Raw genomic sequence first — 17,969 nt, 5'->3', positions numbered from 1 at the left:
GGAATCGTCATGAAACTTCAGAATCGCCGCGCTGAACAGAGCTCAGCGCCCATACGTAAGCGCCGGACATTTCTCACCGCAGCAGCGGGCCTTGGCGCCCTGCTGGCGGTCACGACACCTGCTGCGCGCGCGGCAACGAGCGGACCACGCACGGGCAAGAAAATCGTGATGGTTGTGCAGCTCAACGGGCCGAGCCTGACTGTCGACCAGAGGATCGCGGCACACCTTGAAGCGCGAGGTTATAGCGTGCGCATGCTGGACCAGGCGCAACCGCCGGAGGCAGTTGGCGATGCGGATCTCGTTGTTATTTCATCGACGGTCTCATCGAAACAGGTAGTAGGTGGCTGGCGCTACCTGGCCAAACCGTTGTTGACATGGGAGAACGATTTACTCGACGACTTCGCGATGACGGGCAAGCGTCACGACGTCGATTTCGGCGAAGCGGAGAAGGAACGTTACCTGTGGCTGGTCAATGCACCGCACCCGATCGCAGCCGGTTTACCGGCAGGCGTAGCGAACGTATATGTCAAACAGGCCGCGATGAGCTGGGGCAAACCGGGCTTGGGCGCGACGACGATTGCAACGCTGTATGGCCAACCGGAAAAGGCGGCAATCTTCGCGTACGAGAAAGGTGCGACGATGGACTACGAATCGCTGGCCCCCGCACGCCGCGTGATGTTTTTCCTGAACAACGACACCTTCGCCAACTTGTCGCCGGCGGGAAACAGCCTGTTCGACGCAGCAGTGGATTGGGCGCTGGGCTTAAGTTGAAGAACACGATCACAGCGGAGGATAAAACCGAGCGCGAAAACAAAGTGATCGGTTTTATGAACTGCTCTTCGGCGCGCGCAGCGCCGCCGGAAGTATGACGCCCTTGTCACAAGCACGTGCATGGGCACGAACACAGATTCCAGATGCACCACTACCCGTAGCAGACCACGGTGCCCAGTTAGCATTAGCGGTTTGAGCTGCTTTCTCTTGCCTACTTCTCTTTGCAGCCGGCAAAGAGAAGTAGGTGCCGCCCCGCACAGGGGCAACGCTAATAGACGAAAAGCAAATCAAGGAAAGGCCAACACCGCGTGAGTCCGGATGCAGCATCAATTAGAAGCCGCCGCAGCCTGATCCGCAGCAGTCTTCACAGCGCCATCCCCCCCATGCTGAATAGCATAAATCTGCCGATTCCGAGCAATCTCCCTGGCCGTAGGCGGATAGTCATTATTAGACGTAGGCACGACCCCTTCAGCCTGAGCCTGCTTCAACTGAGCAATGACCTCAGCACGGGTCAACCCTGACGGATTTGATTGAGCAAACGCAGTAGCCCCAAACGGCAGGCTAAGAGCAGCAACAGCAATAGCGGTAAGCAATTTCATGATGTCTCTCCGATGAAGTGCAAGAAATGAGTGGCTTGAACCACGCTTCCCATTCTTGTCATTTCACCTGTCGGAGCACTGACCCGAAGATTACTGTTTTGTTATCTACACACCTGGCCTAAGCACAAATCAAAAAAAACCAGATAACAGAACGGTAATCAACCGGACCACACCCGGTAAGTGCGCAAACGCCACACTCCTGACCAACGAAGAAGCCCGCGCCCCGCGCCACCAGGCGCATCAACCCCCGCGCGCCTCCCTCTGCCTCTTTTCAGGAAACCGTCATGTGGATCGTCAAGCTCGCGCTGCGCCGCCCATATACATTCGTGGTCCTCGCGGTGTTGATCTTTATCGTCGGCCCTCTTGCGATACTGCGCACGCCGACCGATATCTTTCCGAACATCGACATCCCGGTGGTCAGCATCGTCTGGACGTTTAACGGCTTTTCCGCCCAGGATATGGCCAACCGCATCACCTCGAACTACGAGCGCGCGCTGACCTCCGACGTCGACGATATCGAGCATATCGAGTCGCAATCGCTGAACGGCGTCTCGGTGGTGAAGATCTTTTTCCACCCCGGCGCGGACATCAATCGCGCGATCGCCGAAGCGGCCTCCAATTCCGCGTCGATCCTGCGCGTGCTGCCGCCTGGCACGCTGCCACCGAACATCATCACGTACAACGCGTCGACGGTGCCGATCCTGCAGCTCGGACTCTCCAGCGACACGCTGTCCGAACAGCAGCTCTACGACCTCGGCAACAGCCAGATCCGCACGCAACTCGCGACGGTGCAAGGCGCCGCGGTGCCGCTGCCGTTCGGTGGCAAGGTACGGCAGATCATGGTCGATATCGATCCGCGCGCGCTGCAGGCTAAAGGGCTTGCCCCGCTCGATGTGGTCAACGCCGTCAACGCACAGAACCTGATTCTGCCGGGCGGCACCGCCAAGATCGGCACGAAGGAATACAACGTGCAGATGAACGGCAGCACCGACACGGTGGCCGCGCTGAACGACCTGCCCATCAAAACGGTAGCCGGCGGCGTGGTGTACGTGCGCGACGTCGCCCATGTGCGCGACGGCTATGCGCCGCAAACCAATATCGTGCGCAGCAACGGCAAACGCGCCGCATTGCTCACCGTCGAAAAATCCGGCAGCACGTCCACGTTGACCATCATCCAGCAGGTCAAGGCGATGCTGCCGCATATCGCGGCGGGTTTGCCGAGTGCGCTGCATATCACCGCGCTGTCCGATCAATCGGTTTTCGTGAAGTCGGCGGTAATGGGTGTGGCGCGTGAGGCCGTGATCGCCGCGGCGTTGACAGCTTTGATGATCCTGCTATTTCTCGGCAGCTGGCGCGCCACATTGATCATCGCGGTGTCGATTCCGCTCGCGGTGCTGACCTCACTGATCGCACTGTCCGCGCTCGGCCAGACCATCAACATCATGACGCTCGGTGGTCTCGCGCTCGCGGTGGGTATTCTCGTCGACGACGCCACCGTCGCGATCGAAAACATCACGCACCATCTGGAAAACGGCGAGCCGTTGCACGACGCGATTCTGAACGGCTCCGGCGAAATTGCCGTGCCGACTTTCGTCTCGACACTGTCGATCTGTATCGTGTTCGTGCCGATGTTTCTGCTCTCCGGCGTTGCCCGCTATCTCTTCGTGCCGCTCGCCGAAGCGGTGGTGTTCGCGATGATCGCGTCGTATTTCTTCTCGCGCACGCTGGTGCCGACCCTCGCGATGTACCTGATGCGTGCGCGCAGTAACGCGCCGGCCACGGGCAACGGCCCGATTGCGCGCCTGGTCCGCTTCCAGGTCGCCTTCGAACATCGCTTCGAAAGGTTGCGCGAACGCTATCGCGGCGTGCTCGGTTCGGCAATCGCGAGCCCGCGCCGTTTCATTGCGGTCTTCCTGCTGCTGTGTATCGGTTCGCTCGTGCTGGTGCCATTTGCCGGCCGCGATTTCTTCCCCGCGGTCGATACCGGCGAGATCCGCCTGCATCTGCGCGCACCGACCGGCACGCGTATCGAAGACACGGCGCGCATCACCGATGAAGTCGAAGCCCGTGTGCGCAGCGTGATTCCGAAGCAGGAACTCGCGGCCATGCTCGACAACATCGGCGTGCCGGTGAGCGGTATCAACCTGACCTACGATTCATCCGACCCGATCGGCCCGGAAGACGCCGACGTGATGATCACGCTCGCAGCCGGACACAAGCCCACCGCCGCCTATGTGGCGACGCTGCGCACCACGCTATCCAAAGATTTCCCCGGCGTCGCGTTTGCCTTCCTGCCCGCCGATATCGTCAGTCAGATTCTCAACTTCGGCTTGCCTGCGCCGATCGATATCCAGATCGTCGGCAACAAGCTCGACGCCAATCGCGTCGTGGCGAACCGCTTGCTCGCTCAACTGCGCGGTGTGCGCGGTCTCGTCGATGCACGCATCCAGCAACCGGGCGACGAACCCGCGATCAATGTGAATGTCGACCGTACGCGAGCGATTCAGGCCGGCCTGTTGCAACGCGACGTGTCGCAGAACCTGCTGATCGCGCTCTCAGGCAGTTCGCAGACCACGCCGAATTTCTGGCTCGATCCGCACAACGGTGTCAGCTATCCGCTGATGGCGATGATGCCGCAGTACGACATCAACTCGCTGCAGGCGCTGGCAAATATTCCGGTCGCGCAGAACGGTGGCGCAAGTGCGGGCGTGGCGACGGCGTCCGCTGCGGCAACCGGCAACGGCCCCGCTCCGCAGAACCTGCTCGGCGCGATGAGCACGCTGACACGCGTCACCCAGCAAGCCGTCGTCTCGCACTACAACGTGCAGCCGGTGCTCGATATTTTCGCGTCTGCCCAAGGGCGCGACCTCGGCGGCGTGGCGACCGACGTGAATCGGCTCGTCGATCAAATCCGGCCGCAATTGCCGCCGGGCGCGTCGATCGTGGTGCGCGGCCAGGTGCAGGCGATGCACGATTCGTTCAGCGGCCTCGCAAGCGGTCTCGTGTTCGCGATTGCCCTCGTCTATCTGCTGATGGTCGTCAATTTTCAGTCGTGGATCGATCCGTTCATCACCATCAGCGGTTTGCCGGGCTCGCTCGCGGGGATTGCGTGGATGTTGTTCAGCACCGGCACGAGCCTGAGTGTGCCGGCGCTGACCGGCACCATTCTGTGTATCGGCATTGCCACGGCCAACAGCATTCTCGTGATCAACACCGCGCGTGAATTCCACCACGGCGGCAAACCACCGTTGCAGGCCGCCCTCGAGGCAGGCTTCAGCCGCTTCCGTCCGGTGCTGATGACCGCGCTCGCCATGCTGATCGGCATGCTGCCGATGGCGCTCGGACTCGGCGACGGCGGCGAACAGAACGCGCCGCTCGGCCGCGCGGTGATCGGCGGCCTTGCGCTTGGCACGGTGTCCACCTTGCTGTTTGTTCCGGTCGTCTACGGGATGGTGCATGCGTGGCTAGACAAACGCCGCGCAGCTCGCACCGCCGCAGAAGAATCCCGCGTTCCCGCCCGCACACTTTGACTCCGACGAGAACTAGCTCATGAACAATCCATCACTTCCGCCGGACCTCGGCGACCGGTCTGAACCGGCTGTTGAGGCTGATCGAGCCGCAGATACCGTGCATGCCACTGAGACCACTCAAGCGGCTCCGTCCGCTCAGGCCACGAGCGGCAACGAATACTCGCATCCCAACGCCGCCGGCACCGCACGCTCCGCTGACATGACCCCAAGCCCCAATTCGCGCCGCCGCGTGTGGCCGTTCGCATTGGCAGGCCTCGCCGCAGCGTTACTGATCGTGGGTATCGTGCCGCGTCTGCACGCAAGCGCCGCGCTGACACAACAGACGCAAGCGCAAAGCGTGCTCAGCGTGTCGGTGGTCACGCCACGCCCGGCGCCGGCCGTCAACGAGCTGCTGCTGCCCGGCGCGGTAACACCGTTCGCCGAAGCGTCGATCTATGCGCGCACGAGCGGCTACCTCGCACACTGGAACACCGACATCGGCGCCCAGGTGAAAAGCGGTCAAACGCTCGCCACGATCGACGCGCCCGATCTCGACGCACAACTGCGCCAGGCGCGTGCCGACGAAGCCACCGCGCAGGCCAACTTCGACTTCGCGAAGACCACCGCACAACGCTGGCAGGAGATGCTGAAAACGCAATCGGTCGCGCAGCAGGACGCCGATACGAAGGTCAGCGACATGGAAGCGCGCCGCGCGATGCTGGCGTCGGCTCAGGCCAATGTCGCGCATCTTGCCGAGCTGGTGTCGTACGAGAAGATCACGGCTCCGTTCGACGGCACGATCACCGCGCGCAACGTCGATGTCGGTGCACTCGTGACGGCCGGCGGGACGCCCGGTACAGCGGGCATGTCGGGCGAGCTGTTTCATATCCAGCAGACCGGCGTGCTGCGCGTGTTCGTCAACGTGCCGCAGAACGACGCGCCCTACGTCACGCCCGACACCGGCGTATATCTGACCGCCCAGCAATATCCCGGGAGGCGCATCGCCGCAAAAGTGGCGCGCACAACCGGTTCGATCGATCCGTCGAGCCGCACGCTGCGCGTCGAGGTCGACGTCGATAACAAGAATGGTGCGTTGATGCCAGGTGCGTACGTGCAGGTGCATCTGCAGTTGCGGTCGACCACACCGGCGCTCGATCTGCCTGTGAGCGCCCTGCTCTTCCGCCCCGACGGCGTGACGGTCGCCGTGGTCGACGGCAATGGCCGTGCGGCGCTCAAGACGGTGCACATCGGCCGCGATTTCGGCACGCATGTGGAAATCACCACGGGCCTCGCGGCGACCGACCGCGTGATCGATAACCCCGGCGATTCGCTGAGCACAGGCCAGCTCGTGCAGATCGCGCCGGCCACGCATAGCTGAGCGCCAGTCATCGAAAGGATGAGCCGAATGTCTCCGATATCTCTTCCGCGCCCGTTGTTGCGGCGTTCGATTGTGGCCACGCTGATCGGCGCACTGCTGAGCGCCTGTTCGACTTTGCCGCCGTACCAGCGCCCCACCGCCGAGATCCCCGCGCAATACGCTGGCGCGGCACCTGGCTGGGCCCAGGCCGCACCCGCCGACGCGGCACCGCGTGGCCCGTGGTGGACCATCTTCAACGATCCGGTCCTGAACCAACTCGAAGCGCGCGTCGACGTCTCGAATCAGACCGTGCGCAAGGCGGTTGCGCAGGTGCAGCAAGCTCGCTCGATGGTGGACTATCAGCGTGCCGGTTTCTTCCCGACCATCACCGCCGGTGCCGCGCAGAATCGTTCGAGAACCTCGCAGAATCTCGTTGACCGTGCGCTGGCGGGCAAGACCATTCCCGACTATTCGGCCGGCGTATCGGCGAGTTGGGAGCCGGATCTGTTCGGCCGCGTGCGCGACAGCGTGACCGGCGCGAAGGCCGATGCTGAGGCGAGCGAAGCGGATCTCGAAGCCGTGCGCCTGTCAATGAGCGCCGACCTCGCCGTCGACTATTTTTCGCTGCGCTCACTCGACACGCAAAAGAAGCTGCTCGACGACAGCGTGACCGCCTATGCCGCCGCCTTGAAGCTGCTGCAGCAGCAACTGAAAGACGGCGCGATCGATGCCTCGGCGGTCGCTCAGGCCACTACCCAACTCGAAGCGACACGCACGCAGGACACGGACATCGACGTGACGCGCGCGCAGATGCAGCATGCGATTGCCACGCTGATCGGCGAGCCGGCCTCCACCTTCACGCTGCCGCCGAACGGATCGGCTGCGACGCCGCCGGCAATTCCTGTCGGCGTGCCGTCGCAATTGCTCGAACGGCGTCCCGACATTGCCGCCGCCGAACGGCGCGTGGCGTCAGCGAATGCACAGATCGGCGAGGCGCACGCGGCCTTCTTCCCCGATCTGGTGCTGTCGGCAAGCGCTGGGTTGGAAAGCACCTTCTTCGCGCCATGGCTGAGCGCACCGAGTCTGTTCTGGTCGCTCGGATCGCAACTCGCCGGCACGCTGTTCGACGGCGGCCGGCGCACGGCCACTCTGCATGGCGCGACGGCGCAATACGACGGCACGGTCGCCGACTACCGGCAAACGGTGCTGGTGGCCTTCCAGCAGGTCGAGGACAATCTGTCCGCCTTGCATTCGCTCGCCGACGAAGCCGCCAGCCAACAGCGCGCGACCACGGCCGCCGATCTGTCGCTACGGCTGACGACAAACCGCTTCAACGCGGGCGCGGTCAGTTATCTCGACGTGGTGACCGCGCAGACGATCGCGCTGACGAACGAGCGCACCGCGGATCAGATTGCGGCACGGCAGTTGGAATCGAGTGTGTTGTTGTTGAAGGCGCTGGGTGGAACGTGGCATAACGAGGGGGATGCTGCGGCGACGCATGATTTGGCGACCGTAGGCGGTAGCGAGCGAACTCCGGCCTGATGAGGCTCTCTGCCGCCGAATGCCTGTAATGCGTCGAGCAACACTTACTGGCGCGCTCGTTCACATACCTTTACGTTTGCGTGGTTACCCATCTTTACGATGTTCTCCGCTCAACCAGCGGAGACATTGGTATGGCAATGGAATTGAAGACAGACTCGAGGCAACGGTACATGTTGTATCGAGGAGATGAGCGTTACTTGCGGTTCGAGCCGCAGGCGAGACGTCAAGAGGCCGCCGATGCGGGCCGAAAGTACACGCTTGCGGCATACCCTGACATATGGGCGAACGATGTCGGCTTAGTCGCACGCGTGCGTCAATTTCTCGGTGCCAACTTCCATTGGCATGACCGGCTAGTGGCAAAAGGCTCCGATCTGGAAGTTGTACAGGTGCTTCACGACATGGTACGTGGGGGCAGCGTGGTTGTGATTGCCGAACGCCCGGTCAGCGTCGGTAGTGCCGGTGTCGGTGCGCCGCCCCCCGTTGTCAAAAAGAGCTTCCACCAGTTGGTGATGGAAGGGATGGGTTTGTCCGCGAATGCAGCATGGGACTACATCGACCAGTACAACGCGATGGTGGACCGCGTGAACGAAATCGAAGCGGCGCGCAAGGCAATCACCGGCAACGCCATGCTGAACGCGATGGATGACTTCAGCAGCGATGGCATTCCTACAGGGGATTTCAGCGCCGATACACCGTCGCTGCTTAGCGACGCCCAGCCGTTCGAATACACAAAAGATACGGTGGATGGCGATGCTTTCCAACTGGCAAAAACTCCAAACGAAGGTGAACCGGGCACCTGGTACACTAACCCCGGTAGCGGGCAAATGCGCCTCTTTGGCAGCAATGGAAGACCGGTCGTCGATATCGACTACGATCATGACCACGGCCAAGGGCTCCCTCATGCCCATCATTGGACCATTGACCCATTTTCGGGGAACCTCAAACGCGGGCCCGGCCTGGCAATGCCCATGCCCTGATTTCAAGGAACGACTATGAATCAAACTACCTACACTGATATCAGGCGCGTTGAGCAGTTTCCAGGCTTCCACGACTCAGAACTCGTCTGTATCGAACACCGTCCCGACGAACATGAACTGGAACTCTGCTTCAGGCGTGTTGGAGGCGAGCGCGAATCGCTAAGGTTTCTCGGCGTCGTCACCTTGCGCACGGTTGATTTCGCCGCTCAGAATGTCGTGTCACGGTTACTGATTTCGCCGCGGTACAACTTCTCGCTTGGTGAAGTGCGCAATTGGCTGGAGTGGCTCGGCGGCCGCGTTGATTCCAGGCCCGCAGCGATTACCAACGAAAAGGTTGAGCAATGCTTTCAGCAATTGCAGGCCGGTCAACAAGCGCTCTTTGTTCTGGAGCCGTCATGCGGTGCTGAAATGGCCGTGCTTTGTGGTGCAGTGGAGATCAAGTCATAGCTCGCACTTCGCCCCCCTAAACCCGCCGGAACGTAAGCACAAACCGCGTACTCTGCGCATCGCTCTCCGCATGTACCGTGCCGCCATGCAACTCCATGATCGTGCGGACGATGGCAAGCCCGAGCCCCGTCGAACCCGTGGACCCTTGAGACATGCCAGACGAAGGCAAGGAACTGCGCGAAGGGTCGACGCGATAGAAACGGTCGAAGATCCGATCGAGGTGCTCGGCAGCAATCGGTTGTCCCTGATTCGACACCGTGACGCGCACGGCGTCGGCCGATGCGCGAACATCGAGCCCGATCTCGCCGCCGCTCGGCGTATAGCGGATCGCGTTAGCCAGCAGATTGCTGACGGCGCGACGAAACAGTTCGAGATCCGCCGTCAGCGTCGCCGCACCGGTGACCTGCACCCTGACATGCGCATCGTCGGCGATGCCCTCGAAGTATTCCGCGATCCGCGTCAGTTCCTGCCCCGCCTCGAACGCGCGCATATGTTTGACGAACTGCGGATGCTCAGCACGCGCAAGAAACAGCACGTTTTCGATCATTCGCGAGAGCCGGTCGCACTCTTCGAGACTCGATGCGAGCAGCGCCTCATATTCATCGGTGGAGCGTGGCCGGGCAAGTGCGACTTCGGCGGCGCCGCGCATGTTGCTAATCGGCGTGCGCATATCGTGCGCGAGGTCGGCGGTGAAACGCGAAAGACGCTGAAAGCCGTGCTCGACGCGTTCGAGCATCGCATTGAGCGCGTTTACCAGCGCTTCGAGTTCGCTCGGCACGCGCGCCACCGTGATCCGCGTATTCAGGCGATTGACCGTGACGAGACCCGCACTCGCCGCGATATCGCGCAAGGGCCGCAAGGCGGCGCGAATCAACAGATAGCTCAACAGCATCGCCAGAATCACGCCGGCTGCGCCGGCCAGGTTGAGTTTGTCGCGATAGCGGTCGAGCAGCCGCCAGCGGTCGCTCATATTGCGCGCGATCAGCACAGTCGCCGTGTCGCCGTTGTGCAGCCGCGCGTCCGCGAGGATGCCGCGGATCGGTGCGCCGTTGCGGCCGGTCCAGTTGCCGATATCCACGTCGGTGATGCGCGCAGTAGCGGCAATGCGCGTTAGCGGTGGCAGCGCCGCGATCATCTCGACGCCGCCCGCTTCAGCGGTCTCGCCGGGATCATGGAGATCATTCGCCGTGCCCGTTTCGCTTGCCGAATTGAGCGCAACGGAATCATCAGGCGCATTTGACGCTGCCGAGGTAGCCCCGTTCGCCGCGCCACCCTGCGTCGCAAACGTCTCTCCCGCATTGTGCTCGATCGCCATATGCCCATCGGGACCGAACACTTCCATCGACATCGCTTCATTGCCCAGCACGATGCTGGTCAACCGGTCGCCATGTTCGCGAATGCCGTTCGATGCATCGAGCTCTTCGACGAGCCGCCTTGCATGGCGCGCGGCAAGCACGATGTCGAGGTCATCCTGCGCCTTGATCTGCTTGTCCAGCGCAAGGTACAGAAAACTCCCGACCAGCACGAAAACCGCGAGCGTGGTGACCCCGAAGGCCAGCGCGAGCGTCGCGGCCAGCGAGCGGCCGCGCATCACGCGGCGTCCTTCACTTCGAGCACATAGCCGACGCCGCGCACCGTATGAATCAGCTTGACCGGAAAGTTATCGTCGATCTTCGTGCGCAACCGGCGGATCGCGACCTCGACGACATTGGTGTCGCTGTCGAAATTCATATCCCACACATACGACGCAATCTGCGTGCGACTCAGCACTTCGCCTTGGCGGCGCGCGAGCAGTTGCAGCAGCGAAAACTCGCGCGGCGTGAGATCGATACGCACGCCGCCGCGTTTCACGCGCCGGCGATTGACGTCCATTTCCAGATCGCCCACCTTGATCAGTTCGCTTTCGCGCGGCGGACCACGGCGCGCCAACGTGCGCACCCGAGCCAGCAATTCGACGAAGGCGAAGGGCTTGACGAGGTAGTCATCCGCGCCGAGTTCGAGGCCGCGCACGCGGTCGTCGACGTCGTCACGAGCGGTGAGAAACAGCACCGGCGTGGTACGCGTGCTACGCAAGGTCTTGACGATGGTCCAGCCGTCCATGCCGGGCAGCATCACATCGAGCACGATCACGTCGTATTCTTCTTCCTGCGCGAGGAGCAGCCCTTGTGGGCCGTCGTTCGCGGCATCGACCGCGTAGCCGGATTCTTCCAGGCCTTTCTTCAGATAAGCCGCTGTTTTAAGCTCATCCTCGATCACCAGGATTCGCATGAGAGTGCTCCGCTGTGCTTGACCCTTAAATCATACCGGCAAGCGGAGCGTCTGATGATTACGATTTGGTAATGTTGGCGGTGGACGGTGGACGGCCATACCTGCCCGCAGAACGGCGAATAGCCCCTCCCGGCTCAAGCGCGCTTCGTTCCTACTCGACGTTATCCGTCACATCCGTCATCCGGACCATATGCGGCTTGACGACGTCGTCTTCCTCGTCAATGGCCGTGGGCGGATGAATCAGTGCTTCGAGCCGCGCCTTGGTGGCAAGAAATTCTGGCGATGTGGCCTGCGAATAATCGCGCGGACGCGGCACTGGCACCTCGATCAATTCCTGCACCTCGCCGGGATTGGCCTTCAGCACCAGGATACGGTCGGCGAGAAAAATCGCTTCGTCCAGATCGTGCGTAATGAACAGCACAGTTACGTCGATGTTGCGCCAGATATCGAGCAAGTGCGTCTGCATCTTCGCGCGGGTTTGTGCGTCGAGCGCGCCGAACGGTTCATCCATCAACAGAATCCGCGGCCGGTTCGCGAGCGCACGTGCAATCGCCACGCGCTGCTTCATCCCGCCAGACAATTGATGCGGATACGCGTTGGCGAACTTCGTCAAACCGACCAGATCGAGCCATTGCAGCGCGTCGCGCTCCGCGTGCATGGTGCTGTGGCCGTTCATCTTCAAACCGAACATGACGTTCTTCTTGACCGTCAGCCACGGAAACAGCGTGTAGCCCTGAAACACCATGCCACGATCGGCGCCGGGCCCCTCCACGGGCTTGCCGTCGAGCAGCACGCTGCCGCTCGTCTGCCGTTCGAGGCCCGCAAGAATGCGAATCAAAGTCGACTTGCCGCAGCCCGACGGTCCGATCACGCAGACGAACTCGCGTCGGTGCGTTTTGAAGTTGATGCCGTTCAATGCGGTGCACTCGCCCTGCGCGCTCTCGAAGCGCTTGTCGAGATCGCGAACTTCGAGAATCACCTCGCGCGACTTCAGACGGTCGAAACGCTCACGCACCGCGTCGGACTGGATAAGGTATGACGGAATCGGCTGCGGATTTAACATGATTGAATCCTTGAATGCGGTGCAATGAGGTGCTGTGCGCTGCGATGTTTGACATCGGGCCGTGGCGCAAACGGTCCCGCTACGCCTTGAGCGTGCGGTCCCACGGAAACAGCTTGCGGCCGACATAGGCCAGCACGAGATCGGTGCCGAGTCCGATAATCCCGATCATCATGATCGCCGCGTAGACGTTGTCGAAATGCTCATAGCGCGCCTGTTGCGTGATGTACCAGGTGATACCGGAGCTGGTGCCGACCAGTTCCGCCACGATCAGATACGTCCATGCCCAGCCGAGCAGGATGCGCTGGTCGCGGTACAGGTCGGGCAGGATGCCGGGAATCACCACGTGCGTGAGCAGCTTGAGTTTCTTCGTGCCGAGCGTCATGGCCGCTTCGAACAGGCCATACTCCAGCTTGCGCGTGGTGTTCGCCACAATCAACACCTGCTGGAACAGCGTGCCGATCACGATGATGGCAATCTTCGGACCGTCATAAATGCCGAGGATCGCCACCATCAGCGCGCCGAACGCGGGCGCCGGCAAGTAGCGGAAGAACTCGAAAAACGGCTCCTGCAGCCGCGCAATCGCGCTGTAAGTCCCGCAGACGATGCCGATCGGCACGCCTATCACCGACGACAGCAGAAAGCCCCAGAAGATCACCTGAATGCTGTGCCACAGGCTTTGATGCAGCCACACGCCGTCGCGCGACGCAGGCGGCGTCGTGAATGCGGTGTAGAACGCACGCAGCACTTCGTGGGGCGCGGGCAAGTAGACCGGGTTGACCGGCTCGCCCGTCGGCAACGCCGTGTGGCCGGCTTGCGCATGGCTCAGTTCATCGGCGAACACGTCCTTATCGACCCGCATGCCGGGCTGAAAATAGTCGACGCTGCCTGGACTCTCGACCAGTACCTGTGGATGCCAGACGAACGGCACATAGCTGACGATGCACCAGACGAGAACCGGCAACAAAAAAGAACCGAAACCCAATAGCCACTTGCCGCGTGAGGAGAGTTCGCGGCGTACCGCGAACCAGTCGCTTCTGTTAATGACGGTCATGGGATTCTCCGGGGCAGCGTTCGGTATCGGAACTCGATCCACCTGACTTGCGGCGCGACTGCAGCGCCACAATCGACATCGATTCGAAAAGTTCGTCGGCTTGCTTCATTTGCACGTCGCCTCCTCGGTGGTCCCGGCCGCCACGTCGGCACGCAGCACCATCAGGCGCTGACCGGCGACAACCGCTGCGCCGGCTGCACAATCGATCGCTTCGATCACACCGTCTTCGGTGACGGCAACGGACACTTCCATCTTCATCGATTCGACGATTGCCACCACCTGCCCTTCGCTCACGCGTTCGCCTTCGCTGACGAGCAGTTTCCAGACGCTGCCCGAGACGTCGGCGACGACGCTCTGCTGGCCTGCCGCCAGCGCGTCGTCCGCCCCGTTGCCGGTGGCCGAACCCGCGTCGCTGCCCGGCTCGCCGACATACTCGGCGTGCCCCGCGGCATTCCAGCGTTCGCGCTCTTCGTCGAACGCCGCCTGCTGCAGGTGTTTGAAGGCGGAGATCGATTCGGCTTCGTCTTTCAGGAAGCGGTTGTACGCGCCGAGATCGAATACCGATTCCTCGATCTTCAGACTCGCGCGGCCCGCGATGAAGTCGGCGCGCAACTCGGTCAGCTCGGCTTCGCTGACTTCATAGAAGCGGATCTCGTCGAAAAACCGCAGGAGCCACGGCTTGCCGGCTTCGAATTCGCGCGTGGTGCGGTAGCGGTTCCACATCTGCACGGTGCGGCCGACAAACTGATAGCCGCCCGGCCCTTCCATGCCATACACGCACAGATAGGCGCCGCCAATTCCCACCGCATTTTCCGGCGTCCAGGTGCGCGCCGGGTTGTATTTGGTCGTGACGAGCCGGTGACGCGGATCGAGCGGCGTCGCTACCGGCGCGCCGAGATAGACGTCGCCGAGACCCATGACCAGGTAACGCGCGTCGAACACGATGCGCTTCACGTCGTCGATGCTATCCAGACCGTTGATGCGGCGAATGAACTCGATATTGCTCGGACACCACGGCGCATCGGGCCGGACCGATTGCATGTAGCGTTCGATCGCGATCCGCGTCGACGGGTCGTCCCATGACAGCGGCAGATGCACGATGCGGTTCGGCACGCGCATCTCGTCGACGGCGGGCAGTTCGCGCTCGGCCTGCTGAAGATGCGCGAGCAAGGTGTCGTGCGATAGCGTGCGCGGGTCGAAATGCACTTGCAGTGAACGGATGCCCGGCGTGAGATCGACGATGCCGGGCAGCCGGTGTGCATCGAGCCAGTTCATCAGCGCATGCACGCGAAAGCGCAGGTTCAGGTCCAGCATGAGCGGGCCGTATTCGACCAGCACGTTCTGATCGCCGGAGCGGCGGTAGACCACGCCTGTGCCCTCACCGGCCGATGGATCGCTGTAGAGAATGCAGTCGTGAGTGCCGAGGTTTATCGTTGTTGCGGTTGCTGCAGGTGCTGCCGACATCGTAAGCGATGCTTGCGCACGCACCGGTTCGAACCGCACCGTATCCCCCGGCCGCAGTTGCCCGAGCTTCCACAGTTCATCGCCCACCACGGTCACCGGACAGACAAACCCTCCAAGACTCGGACCATCCGGACCGAGGATCACCGGCATGTCGCCCGTGAAATCGACCGCGCCGACCGCATACGCGTTGTCGTGAATATTCGACGGATGCAGCCCGGCCTCGCCGCCGTCCGTGCGCGCCCATTGCGGCTTCGGACCGATCAGGCGGACCCCTGTGCGGCTGGAGTTGTAGTGAACCGTCCAGCGCGTGCCGTACAGCATCGCGATGTCATCGGGCGTGAAGAAGTCCGGCGCACCGTGGGGACCGTTGAGCACACCGAGAGTCCAGTCGTGCGTGAGCACCGGCACGCGCTCCGGATCGAGTTGCGCGCCCGATTCGCCGCGGCCTGCGTCGGCGGCAAGATGCAACACGTCGCCCTTGCGCAGGGCGCGCCCCGCGTGGCCGCCGAACTGGCCCAGCGTGAAGGTGGCCTTGCTGCCGAGATAGTCCGGCACCTGCAAGCCACCCTTAAGTGCGAGGCAGGCACGCATGCCCGCGCCGGTCACGCCGCCGAGCTTGAGCACCGAACCCGCCGGCGCCCGCGTGACCTGCCAGAGCGTGACCGGCTGACCGTCGAGTGTGGCGGCGAGCGGCGCGCCGCCCAGCACGAACAGCGTCGCGGTATTGAAGCGCAGCGTCGCACCGACCATCGCGCATTCGAGTCCGGCCGAGTCGGCCGGATTGCCGAGCAATTCGTTGGCGAGGCGGAACGACAGACCGTCCATGGGGCCTGACGGCGGCACGCCGATGTCCCAGTAGCCAACCCGTCCCGGCGTCTGCTGCACGGTAGTCTGCACGCCACCGTCGAGCACGTCGATGGTGTGCGGCGCGAACACGAAGCGCGTGAGGAAAGCGGTGGTTTGCTCGCCGCGCGCGAAGGTCGCCGAACCGGCGATCGCGCGCAAATAGTCGAGGTTCGTCTCGATGCCGTACAACTGTGTTTGCGCCAACGCGGCGCGCATGGCGGCGAGCGCGGCATCGCGTGTTGCGCCCTTGACGATGATCTTCGCGAGCAGCGGGTCGTAGAACGCGCTGACCTCTGTGCCTGCATCGACCCAGGTATCGACGCGCGCATCGGCGGCGAAAGCGACGTGGGTCAGCACGCCCGCGCTCGGTTGAAACTGCTTGTGCGGATCTTCAGCGTACAGGCGGACCTGGATGCTCGCACCGCTGGGCGTCGGAACCAGCGTGTCGAGCGGCGCAAGCTCGCCCTCTGCCTGACGGATCATCCACTCGACCAGGTCGACACCCGTCACCTCCTCCGTGACGCAATGTTCGACTTGCAGCCGCGTGTTCACCTCGAGGAAATAGAAGCGCCGCGTGTCAGCGTCGAATACGAACTCGACCGTGCCGGCGGATTCATACTTCACAGCCTGCGCGAGACGCACGGCGTTTGCATGCAATGCCGTGCGTTCGGCTTGGGTCAAACCCGGCGCGGGCGTCTCCTCGATCACCTTCTGATTGCGCCGTTGCACCGAGCAGTCGCGTTCGCCGAGCGCGATCACGCCGCCTCGGCCGTCGCCGAAAATCTGCACTTCGATATGGCGCGCGTTCTCGACGAATTTCTCGATGTAGACGCCCGCGTTCGCGAAGTTGGCCTCGCCAAGCCGCGCGACCGATGCGAACACGCTCTCCAGCTGCGCTGCGTCGCGGCACAACGACATGCCGATGCCGCCACCGCCCGCGGTGCTTTTCAGCATCACGGGATAGCCGATCGATTCGGCCTCGCTTAGCGCGGTAGTCACATCAGGCAGTAAGCCAGTGCCGGGTAGTAGCGCTACGTCGTTCGCGCGTGCCAGCTCGCGTGCCGTGTGCTTCAGGCCGAATTCACGCATCTGCGCGGGGCGCGGCCCAATGAAGCGGATGCCTGCGTCTTCGCAGGCTTGCGCGAAAGCCGCATTTTCAGAGAGAAAACCGTAGCCGGGATGCACGGCATTCGCGCCGGTCGCACGCGCCGCCTCGAGAATCGCCGCGCTATTCAGATAGCTGGCGGCCGCCACCGCCGGACCGATGCAGACCGCTTCGTCGGCGAGCATCACGTGCATGGCGTGGCGATCGGCCTCTGAATAGACCGCAACCGACGCAATGCCGAGGCGTTTGAGCGTGCGAATCACGCGGCAGGCAATTTCGCCGCGATTGGCAATCAGGACTTTGTCGAATGTCATTGGGCGTCCCAGATGGTCAGCCGCACGGGCGTCGGGTTGTAGCCGTTGCACGGATTGTTCAACTGCGGACAGTTCGAGATCAGTACGGTCACGTCCATCTCGGCGCGCATCTCGACGTATTTGCCCGGCGCGGAAATGCCGTCTTCGAAAGTCAATTTGCCGAGCGGTGTCACCGGTACATTCATGAAAAAGTTGATATTGCTGACGATGTCGCGCTTGGTCAGCTGCGTGCCGACGCCACAGGTGCAATGCGTAATGGCATGCAGGAAACTGTCGCGGCAGCTGTGCATATAGCGTTTGTCGAGCGCGTAACGCACCGTATTGCTTTCGGCGGCGCAGGCTCCGCCGAGCGTATCGTGACGCCCGCAGGTGTCCGCGACGATGGTCAACATCGGCTTGCCCAGGTTCGACATCAGCACGCTGCCGGCGGACAGATAGAGATTGCGTTGCGCGCGAATCGTGTCCTGCGCGCTGTAGCGTTCGAGCGGATCGGCGCTGTTGTAGAACAGCGTGTCGACGGCCTGATTGCCTTCGAGGTCGAGAATGCGGAACAACTGGCCGCGTTTGATTTCATGCAGCCACGGCTCGCCGGACGGCAGCGTAAGGTCGTAGACCGCGTGACGGATGTCGAGTTTGCTTTCGATGATAGGCATCGC

Annotated in this window: 14 protein-coding genes; 6 read left to right on the top strand and 8 right to left on the bottom strand. The window is 62.4% G+C overall.

Annotated features, from left to right (window positions below; all coding sequences use genetic code 11):
- The first annotated feature begins 9 nt into the window (after window positions 1-9).
- Complete coding sequence (locus KHO30_RS32740; RefSeq protein ID WP_200620333.1) at window positions 10-771, top strand: hypothetical protein; 762 nt, start codon at window positions 10-12, stop codon at window positions 769-771.
- A 326-nt stretch (window positions 772-1,097) separates the two neighbouring features.
- On the opposite strand, the gene KHO30_RS32735 is transcribed toward KHO30_RS32740, so the two are convergent.
- Window positions 1,098-1,370, bottom strand: coding sequence for a DUF4148 domain-containing protein (locus tag KHO30_RS32735; RefSeq protein ID WP_093645887.1), 273 nt, complete (start codon window positions 1,368-1,370; stop codon window positions 1,098-1,100).
- 284 nt (window positions 1,371-1,654) lie between these two features.
- Here KHO30_RS32735 and KHO30_RS32730 point away from each other — a divergent pair, with 284 nt between their 5' ends.
- The 5 genes from KHO30_RS32730 (at window position 1,655) to KHO30_RS32710 (ending at window position 9,202) form a co-directional block, all read left to right on the top strand.
- Window positions 1,655-4,900 (top strand): efflux RND transporter permease subunit, encoded by a 3,246-nt coding sequence (locus KHO30_RS32730; protein WP_200620332.1) that lies wholly within the window; start codon window positions 1,655-1,657, stop codon window positions 4,898-4,900.
- Between the two features lie 19 nt (window positions 4,901-4,919).
- Window positions 4,920-6,257, top strand: coding sequence for an efflux RND transporter periplasmic adaptor subunit (locus KHO30_RS32725; RefSeq protein WP_211703414.1), 1,338 nt, complete (start codon window positions 4,920-4,922; stop codon window positions 6,255-6,257).
- Window positions 6,258-6,284: 27 nt separating this feature from the next.
- Entirely contained in the window at window positions 6,285-7,778 is a 1,494-nt protein-coding gene (locus KHO30_RS32720; RefSeq protein ID WP_211703413.1) for an efflux transporter outer membrane subunit, read from the top strand.
- Window positions 7,779-7,909: 131 nt separating this feature from the next.
- Window positions 7,910-8,755 (top strand): hypothetical protein, encoded by an 846-nt coding sequence (locus tag KHO30_RS32715; RefSeq protein ID WP_211703412.1) that lies wholly within the window; start codon window positions 7,910-7,912, stop codon window positions 8,753-8,755.
- Window positions 8,756-8,770: 15 nt separating this feature from the next.
- Entirely contained in the window at window positions 8,771-9,202 is a 432-nt protein-coding gene (locus KHO30_RS32710; protein WP_200653196.1) for a hypothetical protein, read from the top strand.
- A gap of 16 nt (window positions 9,203-9,218) precedes the next feature.
- Here KHO30_RS32710 and KHO30_RS32705 read toward each other — a convergent pair whose 3' ends face one another.
- From KHO30_RS32705 to KHO30_RS32680, 7 genes are all read right to left on the bottom strand, one after another.
- A complete protein-coding gene (locus KHO30_RS32705; RefSeq protein ID WP_211703411.1) occupies window positions 9,219-10,793 on the bottom strand; it encodes a heavy metal sensor histidine kinase in 1,575 nt (524 codons plus the stop codon).
- Window positions 10,793-11,470 (bottom strand): heavy metal response regulator transcription factor, encoded by a 678-nt coding sequence (locus KHO30_RS32700; RefSeq protein ID WP_211703410.1) that lies wholly within the window; start codon window positions 11,468-11,470, stop codon window positions 10,793-10,795. Before KHO30_RS32700 ends, KHO30_RS32705 begins: the two co-directional genes overlap by 1 nt.
- Window positions 11,471-11,621: 151 nt before the next feature.
- A complete protein-coding gene (locus KHO30_RS32695; protein WP_200653198.1) occupies window positions 11,622-12,533 on the bottom strand; it encodes an ABC transporter ATP-binding protein in 912 nt (303 codons plus the stop codon).
- A gap of 79 nt (window positions 12,534-12,612) precedes the next feature.
- Window positions 12,613-13,584 (bottom strand): ABC transporter permease, encoded by a 972-nt coding sequence (locus tag KHO30_RS32690; protein ID WP_093645903.1) that lies wholly within the window; start codon window positions 13,582-13,584, stop codon window positions 12,613-12,615.
- Window positions 13,571-13,693 carry a hypothetical protein gene (locus KHO30_RS39610; RefSeq protein ID WP_267914019.1) on the bottom strand — a complete coding sequence of 41 codons (123 nt, stop codon included), beginning with the start codon at window positions 13,691-13,693 and terminating at the stop codon, window positions 13,571-13,573. The genes KHO30_RS32690 and KHO30_RS39610 overlap by 14 nt, the downstream gene beginning before the upstream one ends.
- The gene (gene uca / locus KHO30_RS32685) at window positions 13,690-17,313 is read right to left on the bottom strand and encodes an urea carboxylase (RefSeq protein WP_211703409.1); all 3,624 of its coding nucleotides are present in this window, start codon (window positions 17,311-17,313) and stop codon (window positions 13,690-13,692) included. The genes KHO30_RS39610 and uca overlap by 4 nt, the downstream gene beginning before the upstream one ends.
- A complete protein-coding gene (locus KHO30_RS32680; RefSeq protein WP_054042339.1) occupies window positions 17,310-17,966 on the bottom strand; it encodes an urea amidolyase associated protein UAAP2 in 657 nt (218 codons plus the stop codon). The genes uca and KHO30_RS32680 overlap by 4 nt, the downstream gene beginning before the upstream one ends.
- Window positions 17,967-17,969 lie beyond the last annotated feature (3 nt).

The sequence above is a fragment of the Paraburkholderia aspalathi genome (assembly GCF_905220735.1).
Lineage (GTDB): Bacteria > Pseudomonadota > Gammaproteobacteria > Burkholderiales > Burkholderiaceae > Paraburkholderia > Paraburkholderia aspalathi.
The sequence above is the reverse complement of the archived record's forward strand: the minus strand, read 5'-3'. Positions and strand labels throughout refer to the sequence as shown.